The sequence below is a fragment of the Streptomyces sp. NPDC001594 genome (assembly GCF_042893675.1).
Lineage (GTDB): Bacteria > Actinomycetota > Actinomycetes > Streptomycetales > Streptomycetaceae > Streptomyces.
The window spans coordinates 280758-297427 of record NZ_JBIAVB010000007.1; the positions used below are offsets into that span (position 1 = coordinate 280758).

Genomic DNA, 16670 nt, shown 5'->3' on the forward strand with positions numbered 1-16670 from the left:
TTCCTGGGTGATCCAGACCGAGGCACAGAGTAGCGGAAACTGACGCACCCTCATGGCATCGCTTGACTTTGTTCACAGCCCCGCGCCATGGTTCTTCCAGAGTCGACCGAGGGACCATCCGACGACCAGCCACGAGGAGCGGCCCATGACCGCGTTCCGCAAGCCGCCACACTCCATCGGGGACAGCACCCTGCTGCGGATCGGTGCCTCGCTGGTTCGGCCCGACCCTGCCGGTTGCCCCCTGGGCCGCGCGCTGCGGGCCAGGGCCCTGGTCAAGGCGCCGGGACGGCTCCCTGCAAAGCCGGTCGAGGACTTCTCCTTCAAGCCGTTCTTCGCTCTCCTCGACGCTGTCGAACACGCCGGCCGGAGCCTCGACCAGGCTGCGGCGGATCCGGCGAATTTCCGCAGGTGCACCCCAGTCCATGTCGCCTGGGCCAGCGAGGCCGCCCGCCACTACCTGACCGCCAGGACGGAGCAGGAAGCTGCGCGGGGCGCGGCAAACCAGTCCCCCCTCCTGCCAGTCGCCCCTGCCTGGGTCGCCGGGAGCAAAAAGCTCGCGCAGCCGGATGCCCGTGGGGTGACGCAGTACGAACGCACCGTGTGGGGGCGAGGGTACGCCTCGCAGGACGGGCGCGTACGCGAGATCTGGATTCCGTCCCTGGGCACCGTGAAGCGGGACAGGCCGGCGGTAGAGATCGCGGCGGTCGCCCACGTCCTACTGACCGGCGCCCCCTCCCTGACGCCGTTCGGCGCCCCTTCCACTCCCCTCCCCGGACCTCACGTCCGGCCGGAGCGGATCCGTGTGATCGGAGTAGGGCTCGCCGACGGACGTACGGAGACACTCGCCGACTGGACGGCTGAGGAGACCGAACAGCGCTATCTGAGAGCCGAGGTCGCTGCCTCGATGGCCGACCTCGCCGACGCCACCGAGGCCCGCCCGAGCGCCGACTGCGTCCGTTGCGTGGGACTGCCCGACTGCGTGGCCCTCCCCCGGGTTCCGGGACTCCTCGGCGTGGCCGCCACTCCACGGAAACGCCGCAGTCTGTCCGTCAGCGACCTGCGGGCCTACGGGAACTGCGCCGAGCAGTACCACGCCACCCGCGTACTCAAGCTCCGCGACGGACGCACTGAGAGCGCCGCCATCCGCCGGGGACGGGCTGTTGACGCCTGGCTGAACGAGCGGCATGCAGATCCCGCCCGTGGATCCTGCCGTGCGGTGCCCCTCCCCGAGCGCCTACCTGGACTCACGGCCGACGAGCAGTACCAAGCCCTCGCCATGCTCCACCAGCACCGGTCCCACTGCCCCTTCGACGGACTGGCCGATCACGAGACGGTCGAACCGCAACGGCGGATCGTCGCCTACGACCCGCAAGCCGACGTGGTGCTCGTCGCGGACTGCGACCTGGTCCACACCGACCGGGGTGGCGTGGTGGTCCGCGAGACCAAGACGACCACGAGCACCTACGCCCACGCCGGAGGGCTGATGCGGCAGTACCCACAGCTGGCTCTCGCCGTCCTCCTTGTCGAAGGAGGCGTCCTCGGCGGCGACGCCCTCCGCTCCCGCATCGAACTGGAGGTGCTGCGACCCGACGGTGCCCGCCTCGAAGAGCTCGACCCCCACGACTCGCGTACCGTCGACCGTGCCCGTGCGCTGCTCCGCGAGCTCGTTGCCGACTGGGCCGCCGACCGCGGCTATCAGGCCGCGCCCTCCTCCGGGACCGACTGCCGTGCATGCGACGTTCACGGCTGGTGCGCCACGGGCCGCGAACGCACCAAAACCGTGGACGGTGCGGCATGACCCGCCCGAACGCCCCCATGAGCGACGACTTCCTTCCACTGCCCGCCGAGGAGTGGGCCGCCCACGAGGGCGTGCCCTTGCTGAAGACGCTCGCCCAGGCGCTGCTCATCTTGGAGCACACCGCCGGCCTGGAGTCCTTCACCCTGCCCTATCCCGCCGAGGCCCAGCGTGCGCTCGACCGCACGGCTCTCGCCTGCCTCGTGCGCGGTGAGGAACCACCCGCGTCGCTCGCCGAGCTGATCGACCGCTGCCGCACCCTGCCCCTCGCCGAGTGGCCCCTCGACCTCCCCGTCGACGCGGCAGGTCCGCAGGACATGCTTCTCGACCCGGTGTCTGGGAGGCCCGGTGACCTGTGCCACGAGTGGGCCGAGCGCTGTCCCGACTCCGCCGCCCGGTTCCGCGACCGCATGATCGTGCACACCGCACTGAGGCTCTGCCGTGAGCACGGCGAGGAGGAGGCGTACACAGAATTCAGGAGGCTCCTCGTCCGGCGCCCGGTGCTCACCGTCGCCGAACTGTCCGCTCTCGGTGGCGATCTGGTCCTCGATCCCGTCCACGAACTGATCATGCGAATCTACCAGGACGTGCCCGACAGCTACCTCCGCAACGACCACTACACCACCTGCGGGCGCTGCCTCACCCTGCTGGTTCCCGTACGCGACGGCTCATGGTGGTGTGAAAGGGACCGGTGCCGCCGGACCGGGCCGGCTCCGCTGGGACGGCGACTGGAACGGGCTACGACCGGACGGCCCGTCCAACTCGAGCGGCCTCTGAGGCAGTTCGTCACCGGGCCGGGACGGGCCGAGGCCGATCTGGAGCGACAGCTACTCGACCTGAGCCTCGATGTGCGGATGTGGCCCGGGTACGACGCCTACGACCTGCTGGTCACGTTCCCCGACGGGCACCGCTGGGCCATCGACGTCAAGGACTGGGCCCATCCCGTCTTCCTCGGCCGCTCCGCCCGCCCGGTGCCGGCCGACCCGCCATACGACGACGGGTTCTGGGTCGTGCCCCAGTACCGGGTTGCCGCCCGACCCGGCTATCTGGCCGCCTTCGCCCGTGCCCGGCCGGCCCGCGCCCGTGGATTGCCGCTGCTCACCGACCGTGCCCTGGTATCACGAGCCGCTGCTCGGCTCCGCGAGATCGGGAAGCCGAGCACCCGCCCGCGTGCTGGAGTCCTCACGGCAACCCGCACGGACCGAACCACCCCCGACGGAGCCCGCCATGCGTGACCAGAACGAGTGGAACCGATCCGTCGTCCGGGAACTGAAGAGGGTCTGGTCGGGGGAGCCCGGCCTCGAAGGCCTCAAGCCCTCCCACCTCTGCCAGGTCGAACTGGCCCTGCACCTGCTCGAACTCATCGCCCCGGACCAGCCCGCCGAGAGCGCGTACGTCCTCCTCGGCGGATATCCGTACGCCGAAGCCGCGGGCCTGGTCGCCGGTGAGGAGCATCGGACGGCCCTCATCGCCGCCCGGCATCTGCTGTGGACACTGCGCCGTAGCCACGCATGGCGTCAGGCCCTTTCCCGGTACCAGCGCGTTCCTGACCGGCTGCGGGCGTACCACCTGCCGGAGTCCGGTGTGCGGACCCCGCCCCGCCGCATCGTCCCCACCGTGGCGGCCGGCCGCCACGCGGTCTACGACGAGGCGCTCTCGCGGGTACCCGACTTCGTGCGCCGCCCGCTGCCGCTCGCGCCGGCAGGACGCAGCGAGTTCCAGGAAGGCAACCGGGCGGCGTCGGTCCGCTTTCCGGCCGACCTGATCGGGGACGGCCTCGAGGGGCATGAGCTCAGCGCCGGGCCTCCTGTCCAATCGGGCCCGATCGAGATCACCCGTGAACAACTCCGCGATACCGCGCGGTGGATGGACGAGGTGGAGGAGGACGAGGGCGTCGAGCGGCCGGGCCGCTGGGAGCAGCGACTCACCGAGGTGCGCATCGCCCCGCGTGCCGCCGACGGCCGAGATTTCACCGAGCACGACCGCATCGTCTTGGACGGCACACTGCACTTGGTCGGCATGGTCGGGGCGGGTAAGAGCACCTTCATGGTCCTGGCCGCCGCCACCGCGGCCCGACGCGGTATGCGGACCACTCTCGTAGTGGGTGATGCGGCCGAACAGCTGAGGCTCTGCGAACTGTTCGAAACCGTCGGGCTGCCGGCGGTCCCCGTGCTCGGCGTCTCCACCCGCGAGACCCATGTACAGCGCCTCCACCGCAGGCTCGCCTCCCGCGGTCACGACAACCTCCTCGACCACCACGCGCCCGCCTTCGACAATCTCAGCACCATCTGCATCGCCGACGCCCTGCGGGGCAACGAGGCGATCGAACCACTCGCCTACAGCGATGCGCCGTGCACCCGACTCCACCCCGAGAAGGAGACGCAGGAGGCCGGGACGACTACGGAAGCCGCATCGCTGCCCGCGCCATGGCGCCCTTCGGGCGTGCAGTCGACACCAGTCCGCCAACCCGCCAACCGGGGCCAGAACGGCACCGCCCTGGCGACTCCGCACGGCTGCCCCCTGTGGTCACGGTGCCCCCGGCACCGGGCCGCCCGCCACCAGGTCGACGGCCTCATCTGGGTCGCCAACCCGTCCAGCCTCGTCCAGAGCCCCGTGCCCGCGCACCTCAACGACGAACGGCTCCGCCAGCTGGAACTCGCCTGTCTGCGCAGCAACCTGGTCTTCGTCGACGAGGCCGACTCCGTCCAGATGCGCTTCGACGAACTCTTCGCTCCTTCAGCGACCCTGGTGAAGCCGGGCACCGAATCCTGGCTCGACCAGCTGCACACGCACAAGATCGAGGAGTTGAGCAGGCGTGGCAGGCTACTGCTCGCCGACCGGGACGTGGAGCAGTGGAACGCGGCGCTCTCCGTGGTCGCCACCGCCGCCGATCGGATCTACCAGCGCCTCATCTCGGACACCACCCTCCGCGAGTGGGTGGACCAGGAGTACTTCAGCCCCTGGGCCTTGCAGGAGAAGCTGATCGCGGAATGGTTCGGGCTACCACGCCATCCGGAGCGCCCCGAACCCGTCGAAGGGGCCGTCGAAGACGAGCGGAGCCTCTACGAAGGGTACGAGGACGACTCGGAAGGGGCGGAGGACTTCACAACTGCGGTGCCGGAGCCCGATCCTCGCCGTGCCGCACTCACCGCTGTACTCGACGACTTCCGGGACGATCCGCTTGGCGACGGGGACTTCGCGGACCCGCTCTCCACGACTCTGTCCGCCGTCGCGAAGGACCTGCTGTACACGCTGTCGCCGGTGGCTTCCCGTACCCGGGTCCAGTCCCTGCTCGACGCGCTCCTCGTAGGAACGCCGGTCCTCGACCGTTTGCCTCCGGAACACCGGGACGAGTGGCAGCGCATCACTCGCGACCGCCTGGAGTTCGTGCTCCTCCTCTCCGTTCTCCATCAGCGCCTCGACCGGCTGACCTATTTGTGGCCCATGGTGGAAGCCGCTCTCCGTCTCGACCGGCAGGGCAAGGAACTGGCCCGCCGCGCACCGCTCGACTACGCGCCGATCATCCCCGAAGCCCCCATGGGCAACGTTCTCGGCTATCAATACCAGCCCCAGGAGGACACCTACGACGAGGTGGGGCGCACCAGCGGCACCCTGCGCTTCTTCCGCTGCACGGGGGTCGGCCGCGAGCTGCTGCTCTCCCTCACCGGTCTCGGCGAGGACCGCGCGATCGGCCGCCCTGGCCCCAACGTCGTCCTGATGTCAGGTACCAGCTGGGCTGGGGAATCCACCCGGGCCCACATCCTCGCTCCTGTCGGCGCCGTCCTGATGCCGTCGAAGAAGTCCCTCGAAGGTGTCGGGCAGACCCGGTTCGCCACTCACTTCCTCTACGACGCCGCAGGGGAGCCCATGCGGCTCTCCGGCACCGAGCTCGAAGCTCGGATCCCCCAGGCCCGTGCCATGGCCGACCGGCTCGCCCGGCCCGGCGCCGGAGGTGCCGGCAGCGTCCTCGACCAAGAGCTCGCCCGCATCGCCGACGACCACCGCCGGCGCGTCCTAGTCCTGGTCGGCAGTTATCGCGAAGCGTACGCCGTGGCCGAGACCATTGACGGACAGCGCTCGGAACGGTGGAAGGGCCGGGTCCGCGTCCTCGTACCGGACGACGCCGACCTGGGTCACCTGCCCGGTGTGGATGGCCCGGCCCTGCTGGCAAGCCTCCGCCGGGGCGACCTCGCCACCTTCGCCGAGGACCGCACGGCCGAGATCCTGGTGGCCCCGCTGATGGCCGTGGAACGCGGCCACAACATTCTCAACGGCCAGGGCCGGGCAGCCTTCGGCACCGCCGTCTTCCTCGCCCGGCCGCATCCCCGGCCCGACGACCTGTCCCTGTCCGTGTACGCCCTCAACGACTGGATCAGCCGCTTCATCCGCGACCAATCACGCGACGACGACCGCGTGGGCCCTGCTACTTTCACCGATCTGGTCCGCAATGCGGAGAACCTGGACCAGGCAGGCCATGCGCTGCGGCAGGAAGCCCGCAAGGAATGGCGTCGGCTGCTCTCCCGCCGCTACGCCTACTCCGCCCTCCGTCCCTGGGAACAGCGCGCCTTCGCCTGGGACCAAATGGTCACCATGTGGCAGGTCATCGGCCGCCTGGTACGCGGCGGCGTACCCGCGCGGGTCCTCTTCGTGGACGCGGCCTTCGCCCCGGCCGCCGCGTGGGCTTCGGCCCCCGCGGTCAGGACCATCGGCGGCCGTCGGCCCGGCCCCGGCCTCCTCCACGCCGTGCGGTCCGTGCTCGCCCCGTACTTCGTCGGCGCTTCGTCGCCCGGAGCCGAATCCGGAGCGGCGAACCCGGCCGACGCCGCAGTCACCCGTCTGCTGTACGCCCCGCTCTACAGCGCCCTCGGTCGGATCGACCATCTCAACCGCACCACCTGAGAACAGCACTCACGGCTCCTTCCCACACCGGACGACAGACTCCCCGACGTCGTGCGTCCCGACCTCACAGGAAGACCCTGACATGCCCGTGAACTACCGCCACGTGCGCACCACGGCCTGGCTCCCTGACTGCCAGGACATCTCCGTCATCGGCCGATACCGGGCCCTGCCCTTCCCCGAGGAGTGGCGCGACAGCATCCTCGAACTCTGCAACGCCGGCCGCGACAAGGATTCCGAGCCTTGGCGCACGGCCCCCACCCGAGCCCTGGAACAGGCGATCCAGGCTTACGCCCCCGATGTCCTGGCCATGCCACGGCCTTTCGGCTCTCGCACCGAAGGTGACTCGGCACGTTGGCTGTACACGGACGCCGACCTTGCCGATCCGCTGCCCACCGAGGTCCTCGGTACTCTCATCGCCCACTGGCTCCGCGACATCCGTCCCGAACCCGAGCACCGCGGCCTGCTCCGTGAGGTGCGTGCCCAACTCGCCGCACACACTCCACAGTGGGAGTCCGTAGGACGTGAACTCGTCGCGTGTGGCCACACCGACGGGGGCACCGCCACCCCGGCCGGGCACCAGTTCACGCTCACCCCCGACTGGCTGGCCCGCCGCGTGCTCGATCTAGGCCCATACCCGTTCGAAGGCGGTGCGCTCCGGTTCCGGGCCATGCCTCGCGGGCCCCGCGACAAGGGCGCCGAGCTCGTCTCTCAGCCGGTTCCGTACGAGCCGGGCGGCTCCAAGGGCACGTGGTGGTTCGCGATCGTCCTCAACATCACCCTGCACACCGTCCCCTTCGCCCCCCTCCCCCGCTACCACCTGCACTGGAGCATCCGCCGCTGGGCGACGCGCGTGAGCGGAAAGAGCGGGCGCCTGCACCTTCCCTATGGCAGCCGCACCACCGTACTGCTGCGCCCCAGGGTTCCTGTCCTCCCCGGCGTGCCGCTTAGCGAACGCTTCGCCGTCGCTCAGCTGGAGCGGTACCGCGACCGCGAGACGGGCACCTTCTCGGAGCGCTGGTCACACGGAGGCCCCGCCAGGCTCCTCGGTGGAGTCGTCCTAGGTGACGAACTGCCCGGTGTCGACGACCTGCTCACCTCTCCTGAGAAGTGGCTCACCGACGGGATGCGTGCCAGCATCGTCTACCGCACGGCGATGGGCCGTCACGAGGTGGGACCCGGTCTGATGCCGGACCAGGTCTCCCGGCTCACGGAATGGGCGGAGCAGGCGGTGCCCGAAGGACTCGGCGCCGCACAGCCCCACTCCCGGTCCGTCCTGTCTGGTAATCGCCCGGTCAATGCCCCTCCGGCGAACGTGAAGCCCGAGGAGAAGGCTGCTGATGAGGCGCGCAGGACGGCCGAACGGCGGCGCGCCGCCGCCCTCGCGGTCTCTGCCTACAACGGCCCGTACGAAGACGACAGGCCGGTCCTCGAACTTCAGCTGGTGTGGCAGACCGCCGAGCTGCGGGAGACCACGATCTCGGCACTCGTGGAGCTGCTCGGTCTGCCCGCGGCTGCGCCCAAAACCGACGAGGCGACCCATCGCGACGCCCGTGCCGGAAGTACCGTTGTCCTGGAATGGATCACCTCTGAACTAGCCGTCCGGCTGAACTGCTTCCGGCCCGTCCAGCGTCGAGCCGACGACAGCACGGTCTCGTTCACCGACGGCCTGGAGCTCCCCGAAGGACCGCGGCGCCAGGAAGCCGTCGTCTCCGCCGCTCTGCACTCCCGTCGGGCGGAGATCGCCGACTGGCTCACCGGCGTCAAGGGACGCGTGCCGAAAGCGAGCTCGCCTCCCGCGCTCGCGCTGGTAGAAATCGACCGGGCCGACGATTTCGCGAGCACCGACCATGATCCGAAGTTCGCATTGCGACTCGGCTTCGCCGACGCGGGCTACGTCACCCAGTTCCTCGCCGTACCCAAGAAGGTCAAGGGTTACAACACGGTCGACAACCAGCACCACCGCGCCCGTATGGCCTGGGACGACGGGCTGCGCCAGCTCGGCGCACGGGTATACCCCGAACTCGGCATCGCCAGTGGTCTTCCCGACGGCCTGCGCCATGCGGCCATCTGGATGGTCCGCAGGAACCGCACCAGTAAGAACCGGTGGGCCACCGATGTACCGGTGGCGGTCCTGGTGACCCCAGAGGGCACGGGGCTGGCCCGGATCCAGGGGTGGGATCCGGATGCCGACTACGGCGCAGGGGCCTGGGTCCCCTACCCGACCATGCTGATCAGGCTGACCCAGCTCGCCGAGGTACGTCCTCTGCTGCCCGGGCCGCGCGGCGAGGAAGACGTCCCCAAGCGCCGAAGCTGGCACGCCGACCGCGCCGAACAGCGCCGTCGCGCCGAGGAATGGCTGCAGCGAATCCGCACCTCTCTCCGGCGCGAACCCACTCTGCTCCTGGTCGAGGCCCAGAACGCCCGCTCCCACTGGACCTGGCTCCAGGACGGCCGTACCGAACCCGACCGCATGCGGGACGGTGAGGCGGATTCCCGGCGCCTCGACCCCGATCTCCGTCTCGTCCGCGTCCGCACGGGGCGCGGCAGGGAGACCCCGCAGTGGTGGGGCGTCCATCCAGCCGGCGGAGCGAACGGCATCGCAGCCGGCTTGTGGCTGCCCGCTGGTCACGGCCCCGACGGGCGGGTCTTTCACTCGGCCAACTCCAAGCCGGTGCAATTCAAGTCTTCCGCCGTCGAAGCGGACAAGCTCGCGCCACGGCCGATCCGGATGGGCAAGCGCAAGGGTGAGCCCACCATCGACACCGGAATGGTCGGATGGACTCCTGATTTCCTCGAGATCGCAGTCCTCGGCTGCCACCCCGAAGCCGGCGACGCCCCGGAGTCCTTCGCCTCCGCAGTCCACCTGCTCCGGCAGCCCCCGGACTACCCGGAGGCTCTTTCCCTACCGCTCCCGCTGCACTTGGCGGGTCTCGGCCAGGACTACGTCCTGCCGCATCGCGCGTCTCCTGAGGCCTCTGCGGAAGTCTCCGAGATCTCTGACCCGGTCAAGGACCCAGACCCCGCACAAGGCCAAGCAGCGGGTCTCGAAGAGGAGGCGGACGTGGTTGAGGCAGCCGACCAGCTGGTGTTGTTCGACAGCTGACCACGAACGATCAGCACTCGCATCGCGAAACCGACCGGGTGCCGTTCCCCGCTCCGCGGCGGCAGAGCGGGAATCACCTCCAAGAAGACGTTGATCCGAAACAGTGGGTTCTGACTGGTTGGACCGCAGTCTGTCGCTGTCTACGCAGGAGGCAATACGGTTACGGGCGGCCAGCAGAAGCCTCCATCAGAACCTGCCTCCGCTGGGGAGAAACTGGGGAGAACGCAGCCCGTTGGGGAGCGGCCGGGGAGGACCGGGCGCATCAACGGGCAGCACGGCGAAAGAGCCGGAAAAACGGATCACCGCAGGCCAGAGGTCCTCTCCGGCTGGTTTCCGCAGGTCAGCGCCCTGAAGGCGAGGAGATCAAGAAGATCTCCTCCTGGGCCGCCATCCTCTTCGCCCCCACCCTCGTCGGGACGATCTACGGGATGAACTTCGCGGCCATGCCCGAGCTGAGCTGGAGATTCGGGTATCCCTTCGCGATTCTGCTGATGGCCGTGGTCTGTACGGGTCTTTACGTCATCTTCAAGAGGCGGGACTGGCTGTAGCGGGCTCAGAGGGGGGAGGGTGCTCCGGCGTAGTAGCGGCGGCAGGTGCGGAGCATGCCTTCGGATGAGAGGGTGAACACGTCTACGAAGTCGCGCTGTTGGGGGGCCAGTCGGCCCATCGCGACCACGCAGTTCCCGTCGGCGACGATGCGGGTGATGAGGTGCCGGGCGCCGGGTGGGCGGGGGGACTCCAGTTCCGTGCCGAGGGCGCCGGCGTCCAGGAGTGAGCCGTAGCCGTCGAGGTCTCCCGCGTCGAGGTAGTCGTAGGCGAGGCGTACGTGGTCCACCCCGGAATCGGTGACGACACGGCTCGGATCACGCCGTCCGGTGTACCGGCTGTCCATCGAGGGGTCCTTTCCTGCGGCCGCTCCGCGCGGTCGCGGTCCAGCGGTGCGGGGCGGTGGGGACAGCTTCCGGGAGGGTCGCAACTCGCCGCTATCGCGCCCCTATCACGCGGCCTGAGTGAACCGCCCTCGGCGTGCGGAAGTGCCCGGCGCAAGGCTCCTGCCTGCACAGACGGGTCTGCGGGGGCCGGGAGGCCGGGGGGCGGTTTTCGGCCAACGACGCTTCATCGCCACGAAATCTCCACGCCATGGACAACAGCTCGTACGTTCGCAAGACTGGCCGGGCGCTCAACCACCTCACAAGCGCGGCTCCAGCTGGGAGACTCATGACCGTTTCGCCCGGCGGGGCACAGCACGCTCCCGAACCGGTGGCCTTCCGGATACTCGGCCCCCTCTCGGTCATCGGCGCGGCAGGACCCGTCCGGGTGCCGCCGGGACGGCAGGAGGTCATCCTGGCCGCGCTCCTGCTGGAGGCCGACCGTGTCGTCAGCACCGACTACCTGGTGGACCTGATCTGGGAGGACGAGCCCCCCGACACCGCCCGCACCCAGGTCCAGATCTGCGTCTCGCGGCTGCGCAAGCTCTTCACCAAGGCAGGGGTCGCCGCCGCCATCACCACCCGTCCGCCCGGGTACGTACTCAAGACCGGGGGCGAACTCGTCGACGCCGTGCTGTTCGGCCGCCGGGTCGCCGAAGCCCGGGTCGCCGCCCGTCAAGGACGCTTTGGCGTCGCCGCCGAACTGCTGCGGCAGGGAGCGGAGTTGTGGGAGGGGGCCTGCCTGAGCGGGATCCCCAGCGAGACCCTGCGGGGCAAGGCCCTCCAGCTCGACGAGGAGCGGATGACGGCCACCGAGACCCGCATCGAGCTGGAGCTCGACCTCGGCCGCCACCACCAGCTGGTCGCGGAGGTCCAGAACCTGGTGCGCCAGGAGCCGCTGCGCGAACGGCTCCGGGGACAGCTGATGCTGGCCCTGTACCGGTCGGGCCGGCAGGCCGAGGCCCTGGAGACCTACCGGGTCGGGCGGGAACTCCTCGTGGAGGAGCTGGGTTTGGAGCCCGGCAGTGAACTGCGGGGGCTGGAGGCGGCGATCCTCTCCGGTGAGGTGCCGCCCGCGCAGGCCCGGCAGCAGCATGCGGGAGCGGGTGATCCCGGCCGGGCCGGGCCGGGGGTGGGCGGGGCCCCGGGCGGTGCGGCCGCGTCCGGACCGGGGCCGGGGGAGGGCGGGGCGCCGGGCGGTGCGGCCGCCGCGTCCAGACCGGGGCCGTTCGCGGGCCCGGGCGCCGTGGTCGGGTCGCCGGGAGCGGCCGCGCCCGGGCCGGACGCCCTGCCGGATGCCGCCTCGCTGCCCGGCTCCCCCGGGACCAAGGACCCTGTCGCCGGGGGCGCGGATGTGGTGGGGCGGATCGGCGTGAGCGCGCCGGCCGCCGCCGAGGAGGTGCCGCGGCAACTTCCCGCCGACACCTCCGACTTCGTCGGGGACGAGCAGCAGCTCGGGGCGGTGGAACGGATCCTGCTCGGGGAGGACGGGCGGCGCGCCGTGGGGGTGGCCGTGATCGTCGGCAAGCCCGGCACCGGCAAGTCGACGCTGGCCACCCATCTGGGTCACCGGCTCGGCGAACTCGCTTTTCCAGACGGCCAGTTGTACTGCGACCTGCGGGGCACCACGGGATCCCCGGCCACCGCCGCGGAAGTGCTCGGCCGCTTCCTGCGGGCCCTGGGCATCCCCGGCCCGGTGATCCCCGAGTCCCAGGACGAGCGGGCCGAGATGTACCGCACCCTGCTGGCCCGGCGCCGGGTCCTGGTGGTCCTCGACGACGCCGCCTCCGAGAGCCAGGTGTGGCCCCTGCTGCCCGGCAGCAGCCGGTGCGCGGTCCTGGTCACCAGCCGGGTCCGGCTCACCGCGCTGCCGGGGGCGCACCGGGTCGAGCTGGACGTGATGGACACCGAGCGGGCCCTGGAGCTGCTGGGCCGGGTGATCGGCGAGGACCGGCTGGGACGGGAGCGGGTGGCCGCGGAGGCGTTGGTCCGCACGGTGGGCGGGCTGCCGCTGGCCCTGCGGATCGTGGCGGCGCGGCTCGCGGCCCGCCCGCACTGGAGCCTGGCCTCGATGGTGCAGCGGCTGGCCAACGAGCGTTACCGGCTGGACGAGTTGACGCACGGCGAGATGACCATGCGGGCGAGCCTGTCGCTGACGCACGACGGGCTGGGGGGAGAGGACCGTCGGCTGCTGCGGCTGCTGAGCCTCGCCCAGGGGCCGACCCTGCCGGGCTGGCTGGCCGGGGCGCTCCTCGACGACCACCGGCCCTTCCCCTCGGACCTGTTCGAGCCGCTGGTGGACGTGCAGATGCTGGATGTGGTGGGAGTGGAGTCCACCGGCGGGTTCCGGTACCGCTTCCACGAGATCATCCGGGTGTTCGCCCGGGAGCAGCTGGCCCTCAACGACGAGCACGCCGTGCAGACGGCGGCGCTGGAGCGGATGCTGGGCGGCTGGCTGTCGCTGGCCGAGCAGGCGCACCGGCGGATCTACGGGGGCGACTTCACGGTGCTGCACGGCACGGCCCCGCGCTGGGCGCCGCCGGAGAGCTGTGTGTCGGAGCTGCTGGTGAATCCGCTGGAGTGGCTGGACAGCGAGCACGCCAACCTGGTGCAGGCCGTGGAGCACTCGGCGCGGGCCGGGATGGACGAGCTGTGCTGGGACCTGACGGCGACGCTGGCCACCCTGTTCGAGGGCAAGGGGTACTTCGACGACTGGGAGCGGACCCACCAGCTGGCCCTGGAGTGCGTGCGCGCGGCGGGGAACACGCGGGGCACGGCGGCCCTGTTGGGTTCGCTGGGCGTGCTCTACCTGGGGCGCAGCCAGCACGAGGAGTCGCGGACCGCGCTGGCCTCGGCGCTGGACCTGTTCCAGGAGGTCGGGGACCGGCAGGGGCTGGCCCTCTGCCACCGGGACCTGGCGCTGCTGGAGCGGATGCGCGGGGACGAGGAGCGGGCGCTGACCCTGTACGACCGGGCGCTGCGGGATTTCGACCAGGTCGGTGACGTGGTGGGCCGGGCCATCGTGCTGACCCAGAGCGCGCACATCTGGATGCGCCGGGGCCAGGTCGCGGCGGCGCAGTCCCGGCTGGACGAGGCCCTGGGCATCTACCGTTCGGTGGGGTACACCGGCGGGCAGGCGCGGACCCTGCGGCGGGCGGGCCAGCTCCAGCAGGGGCAGGGGGAGCACGAGCGGGCGGTGCGGACGTTCATCGAGGTGCTGGAGCTGTGCCGGGACGACGGTGACGTGATCGGCGAGGGCCACCTGCTGCGGGACCTGGGGAACGCGCACGCCGAGCTGGGGCGCCGGGAGGCGGCCCGCGGGTTCTACGCGCAGGCCCTGACGGTCCGGGAGCAGATCATGGACCACGGCGGGGCGGCGCTGGTGCGGCTGGACCTGGCGCGGCTGCTGTCCTCGGGGGGCGCGGCGGACCGGGCGCGGGCGCGCGAGCTGCTGGAGACGGCGGTACGGGCGTTCCGTGAGCGGCGGATGGCGCCGGAACTGGCCCAGGCGGAGCGGATGCTCGACGCGGTGGGCCCGCTGCGGACGGCCGTGGTACCCGCGGTGCCGGAGCCGGCGGCCGGGGTGGGCCTGCGGTCCGGGGGCGGGCCGGTGTCCGGCGCGGTGTCCCTGGGCTGACCGCCTGCGGTGCGGGTGGTGGGGGTGGTGGGGGTGGTGGTGGCGCCGGGGTGGTCGACCTGCGCGGGCTGCCGCAGGGCCGGGGCCGGGGGCCAGGGCCGGAGGCCGGGAGCTGGGGGCCGGGGCCGGGGGCCAGGGCCGGAGGCCGGGAGCTGGGAGGCCGGGAGCTGGGAGGCCGGGGCCGGAGGCCGGGAGCTGGGAGGCCGGGGCCGGAAGCCGGGGCCGGAAGCCGGGAGCTGGGAGGCCGGGGCCGGGAGCTGGGAGGCCGGGAGCTGGGAGGCGGGAGGCCGGGAGCTGGGAGGCGGGGGCTGGCGGGCGGGGGTGGGGCGGGGTGGGGTCAGTCCCAGGGGTTGGTGGCGGTGGTGGAGGTCGGCGACGGGGTGGCCTGGGGGGCCGCCGGGGCGGTGGGGGCCGGGGCGGGGGCGTCGGCCTGGGCGATCTGGGTTCCGAAGAGGGTGGCTCCGGCGATGGCGGCGGTGACGAGGGCGGCGCGGAGGGCGGGGGCGAGGCTCATGTCCGGGTCCTTTCGGCGGTGCGTCCCGGCTGTTCCGGGCCGCTTCCTTCCTTGTGGGCACCACGTTAGGAAGGGCCGGAATCCCGGTACCGTCCCCGCCGTTATCCCCGCGCTATCACGGGACGGCCGGCGGCGGCCGACCCGTGATAGCGGCGATAGGAGCCCCCCGGCGGGGATGGCCGGGGACGGCGTCCGGGCCCCGCGGCGTGCGCGCCGGGGGATGCCGCCGGGATAAGGGCGCTGCCGACGATGGGGCCAGGAACCGGGCTGCACCACCCCAGCCCCGTCGTTCCCCACCACCTTCGCCGGGAGCGCATCGTGAACACCGTCGCCGTGCAGTCCGTCCCCTTCTCCTCCGCCGTCCGCCCGCCCGCGCCCGGAGCGGGCCCCGCGCAGGACTCCACCCCCCTCGGCTCGCTGATCCGGGCGCACCGGCTGCGCATCGGGCTGACCCAGCGGGAGCTGGCCGATCTGTCCACCATCAGCGTGCGGGCCATCCGCGACCTGGAGCAGGGCAAGGCGAGACGGCCGCGCACGGACACGGTCCGGCTGATGGCGGACGCCCTGCGGCTGGGGCCGCGGGCCCGGGCGGCGCTGGAGGCGGCCGCCCAGCAGGGCCGCGGCTCCGACGGGGGCTGGGCGGAGCCGCCGGCGCCGCCGACCGCCCTGCACGCCATGGCCGGCCGGGCGGGCGAGGTGGCCGTCCTGGCGGGCGAGCTGGCGGCGGCGACGGAGCGGCTGGTGAACGTGGTCGGGCTGGCCGGGTCGGGGAAGACGCGGCTGGCGCTGGCGGTGGCGGAGCGGCTGCACGGGACGGGCCTGCCGGTGCTGTGGCACGCCTTCCCCGGCAGCCCCGCCGAGTACCTGAGCTGCCATGACCGCGAGCTGACGGACCGTCTGCACGGGCTGGCTGCCGACCTGTTCGGGTGCGGGCCGGGCCCGGACGGGGCGGCGGCCGGGGACGCGGCGGCCCTGGCGGAGCTCCTCGGCGAGGGTCCGGCGCTGCTGGTGCTGGACGGGGCGCCGGCCGCGGCGCCGCGCATGGACCGGCTGACGGGCCTGCTGCGGGCCTGCCCGGGGCTGCGGCTGCTGGTGACCTCGGACGCGCCCTGGGGGGTGCCCGGGGAGCGGATCTTCCTGCTGTCGCCGCTGGAGGTGCCGGAGGAGGGTGCGGACCCCGGCGCGAACCCGGCCGTGCGGGTCTTCCTGGACCATGTGCGGCGGGCCCGGCCGGAGTTCACCGCGGGTCCGGCCGAGCTGGAGCGGGCCGCCGGGGTGTGCCGGGTCCTGGACGGGCATCCGGGTGCGCTGGCCGCGGCCGCCTCCTGGCTGGTGGTGTACGACCTGACGGCGCTGTGCCGCGCCCTGGACGAGGACCCGGCCGCGCTCCTCGACCACCTGGGCGGTGCGGGCGGCGGGTCCGGGCTGCGGGGGGCCCTGCTGGAGCGGCTGGGCCGGCTCCCCGAGGGCCCGCGGGCCCTCCTCGACGCCCTGTGCGCCGCGCCCGGCGGGGGTCTGCCGGGACCGGACCGCGGCCGTGAGCTGGCCGACCTGACCGCCCTGACCGGGCTGGCGCTGCCGGAGTGCGGGCGGCTGCTGCGCGAACTGCTGCTCAGCGGGGCGGTGCGGGCCGAACACCGCGACGGCACCTCGCGGTTCCGGGTGCTGGGGCCGGTGCGCGCCGCCTGGGCCCACCGTGCCGCGGCAACTGCCGCCGCGCGCTGATCTGCTCCCGGAGTGCCGGAGCAACTGCCGCCCGGCCGTTCCGGGCGGGGCTTGGATGACGTACGGCG

The 16670-nt window shown here is 72.2% G+C and carries 8 protein-coding genes and 1 pseudogene; 7 read left to right on the forward strand and 2 right to left on the reverse strand.

The window, feature by feature from the left end; genetic code table 11:
* Positions 1 to 145: 145 nt before the first annotated feature.
* The 5 genes and pseudogenes from ACFY0O_RS17095 to ACFY0O_RS17115 form a co-directional block, all read left to right on the forward strand.
* On the forward strand, positions 146 to 1798 hold the full coding sequence (locus ACFY0O_RS17095; RefSeq protein ID WP_388947473.1) for a PD-(D/E)XK nuclease family protein: 1653 nt from the start codon (positions 146 to 148) through the stop codon (positions 1796 to 1798).
* Positions 1795 to 3030 carry a hypothetical protein gene (locus ACFY0O_RS17100; protein ID WP_327738243.1) on the forward strand — a complete coding sequence of 412 codons (1236 nt, stop codon included), beginning with the start codon at positions 1795 to 1797 and terminating at the stop codon, positions 3028 to 3030. Before ACFY0O_RS17095 ends, ACFY0O_RS17100 begins: the two co-directional genes overlap by 4 nt.
* Positions 3023 to 6694 (forward strand): hypothetical protein, encoded by a 3672-nt coding sequence (locus tag ACFY0O_RS17105; protein WP_388947474.1) that lies wholly within the window; start codon positions 3023 to 3025, stop codon positions 6692 to 6694. The genes ACFY0O_RS17100 and ACFY0O_RS17105 overlap by 8 nt, the downstream gene beginning before the upstream one ends.
* An 82-nt stretch (positions 6695 to 6776) precedes the next feature.
* The gene (locus ACFY0O_RS17110; protein WP_388947475.1) at positions 6777 to 9797 is read left to right on the forward strand and encodes a pPIWI_RE module domain-containing protein; all 3021 of its coding nucleotides are present in this window, start codon (positions 6777 to 6779) and stop codon (positions 9795 to 9797) included.
* Between the two features lie 353 nt (positions 9798 to 10150).
* Positions 10151 to 10345, forward strand: a pseudogene (locus tag ACFY0O_RS17115) (Loki-CTERM sorting domain-containing protein); the annotation flags it as partial.
* 5 nt (positions 10346 to 10350) lie between these two features.
* Here the strand turns inward: ACFY0O_RS17115 and ACFY0O_RS17120 are convergent.
* On the reverse strand, positions 10351 to 10689 hold the full coding sequence (locus ACFY0O_RS17120; protein WP_388947476.1) for a nuclear transport factor 2 family protein: 339 nt from the start codon (positions 10687 to 10689) through the stop codon (positions 10351 to 10353).
* Between the two features lie 326 nt (positions 10690 to 11015).
* On the opposite strand from ACFY0O_RS17120, the gene ACFY0O_RS17125 reads away from it, so the two are divergent.
* A complete protein-coding gene (locus tag ACFY0O_RS17125; protein WP_388947477.1) occupies positions 11016 to 14363 on the forward strand; it encodes a BTAD domain-containing putative transcriptional regulator in 3348 nt (1115 codons plus the stop codon).
* 337 nt (positions 14364 to 14700) lie between these two features.
* On the opposite strand, the gene ACFY0O_RS17130 is transcribed toward ACFY0O_RS17125, so the two are convergent.
* On the reverse strand, positions 14701 to 14877 hold the full coding sequence (locus ACFY0O_RS17130) for a hypothetical protein (protein WP_388947478.1): 177 nt from the start codon (positions 14875 to 14877) through the stop codon (positions 14701 to 14703).
* A 318-nt stretch (positions 14878 to 15195) separates the two neighbouring features.
* On the opposite strand from ACFY0O_RS17130, the gene ACFY0O_RS17135 reads away from it, so the two are divergent.
* Positions 15196 to 16602 carry a helix-turn-helix domain-containing protein gene (locus tag ACFY0O_RS17135; RefSeq protein WP_388947479.1) on the forward strand — a complete coding sequence of 469 codons (1407 nt, stop codon included), beginning with the start codon at positions 15196 to 15198 and terminating at the stop codon, positions 16600 to 16602.
* Positions 16603 to 16670: the final 68 nt, after the last annotated feature.

Bases quoted from the DNA above. Each gene is read 5' to 3' on its own strand.
- ACFY0O_RS17120 (WP_388947476.1), bottom strand. From the start codon at position 10,689: ATGGACAGCCGGTACACCGGACGGCGTGATCCGAGCCGTGTCGTCACC.
- ACFY0O_RS17100 (WP_327738243.1), top strand. From the start codon at position 1,795: ATGACCCGCCCGAACGCCCCCATGAGCGACGACTTCCTTCCACTGCCC.
- ACFY0O_RS17130 (WP_388947478.1), bottom strand. From the start codon at position 14,877: ATGAGCCTCGCCCCCGCCCTCCGCGCCGCCCTCGTCACCGCCGCCATC.
- ACFY0O_RS17095 (WP_388947473.1), top strand. From the start codon at position 146: ATGACCGCGTTCCGCAAGCCGCCACACTCCATCGGGGACAGCACCCTG.
- ACFY0O_RS17125 (WP_388947477.1), top strand. From the start codon at position 11,016: ATGACCGTTTCGCCCGGCGGGGCACAGCACGCTCCCGAACCGGTGGCC.
- ACFY0O_RS17105 (WP_388947474.1), top strand. From the start codon at position 3,023: ATGCGTGACCAGAACGAGTGGAACCGATCCGTCGTCCGGGAACTGAAG.
- ACFY0O_RS17110 (WP_388947475.1), top strand. From the start codon at position 6,777: ATGCCCGTGAACTACCGCCACGTGCGCACCACGGCCTGGCTCCCTGAC.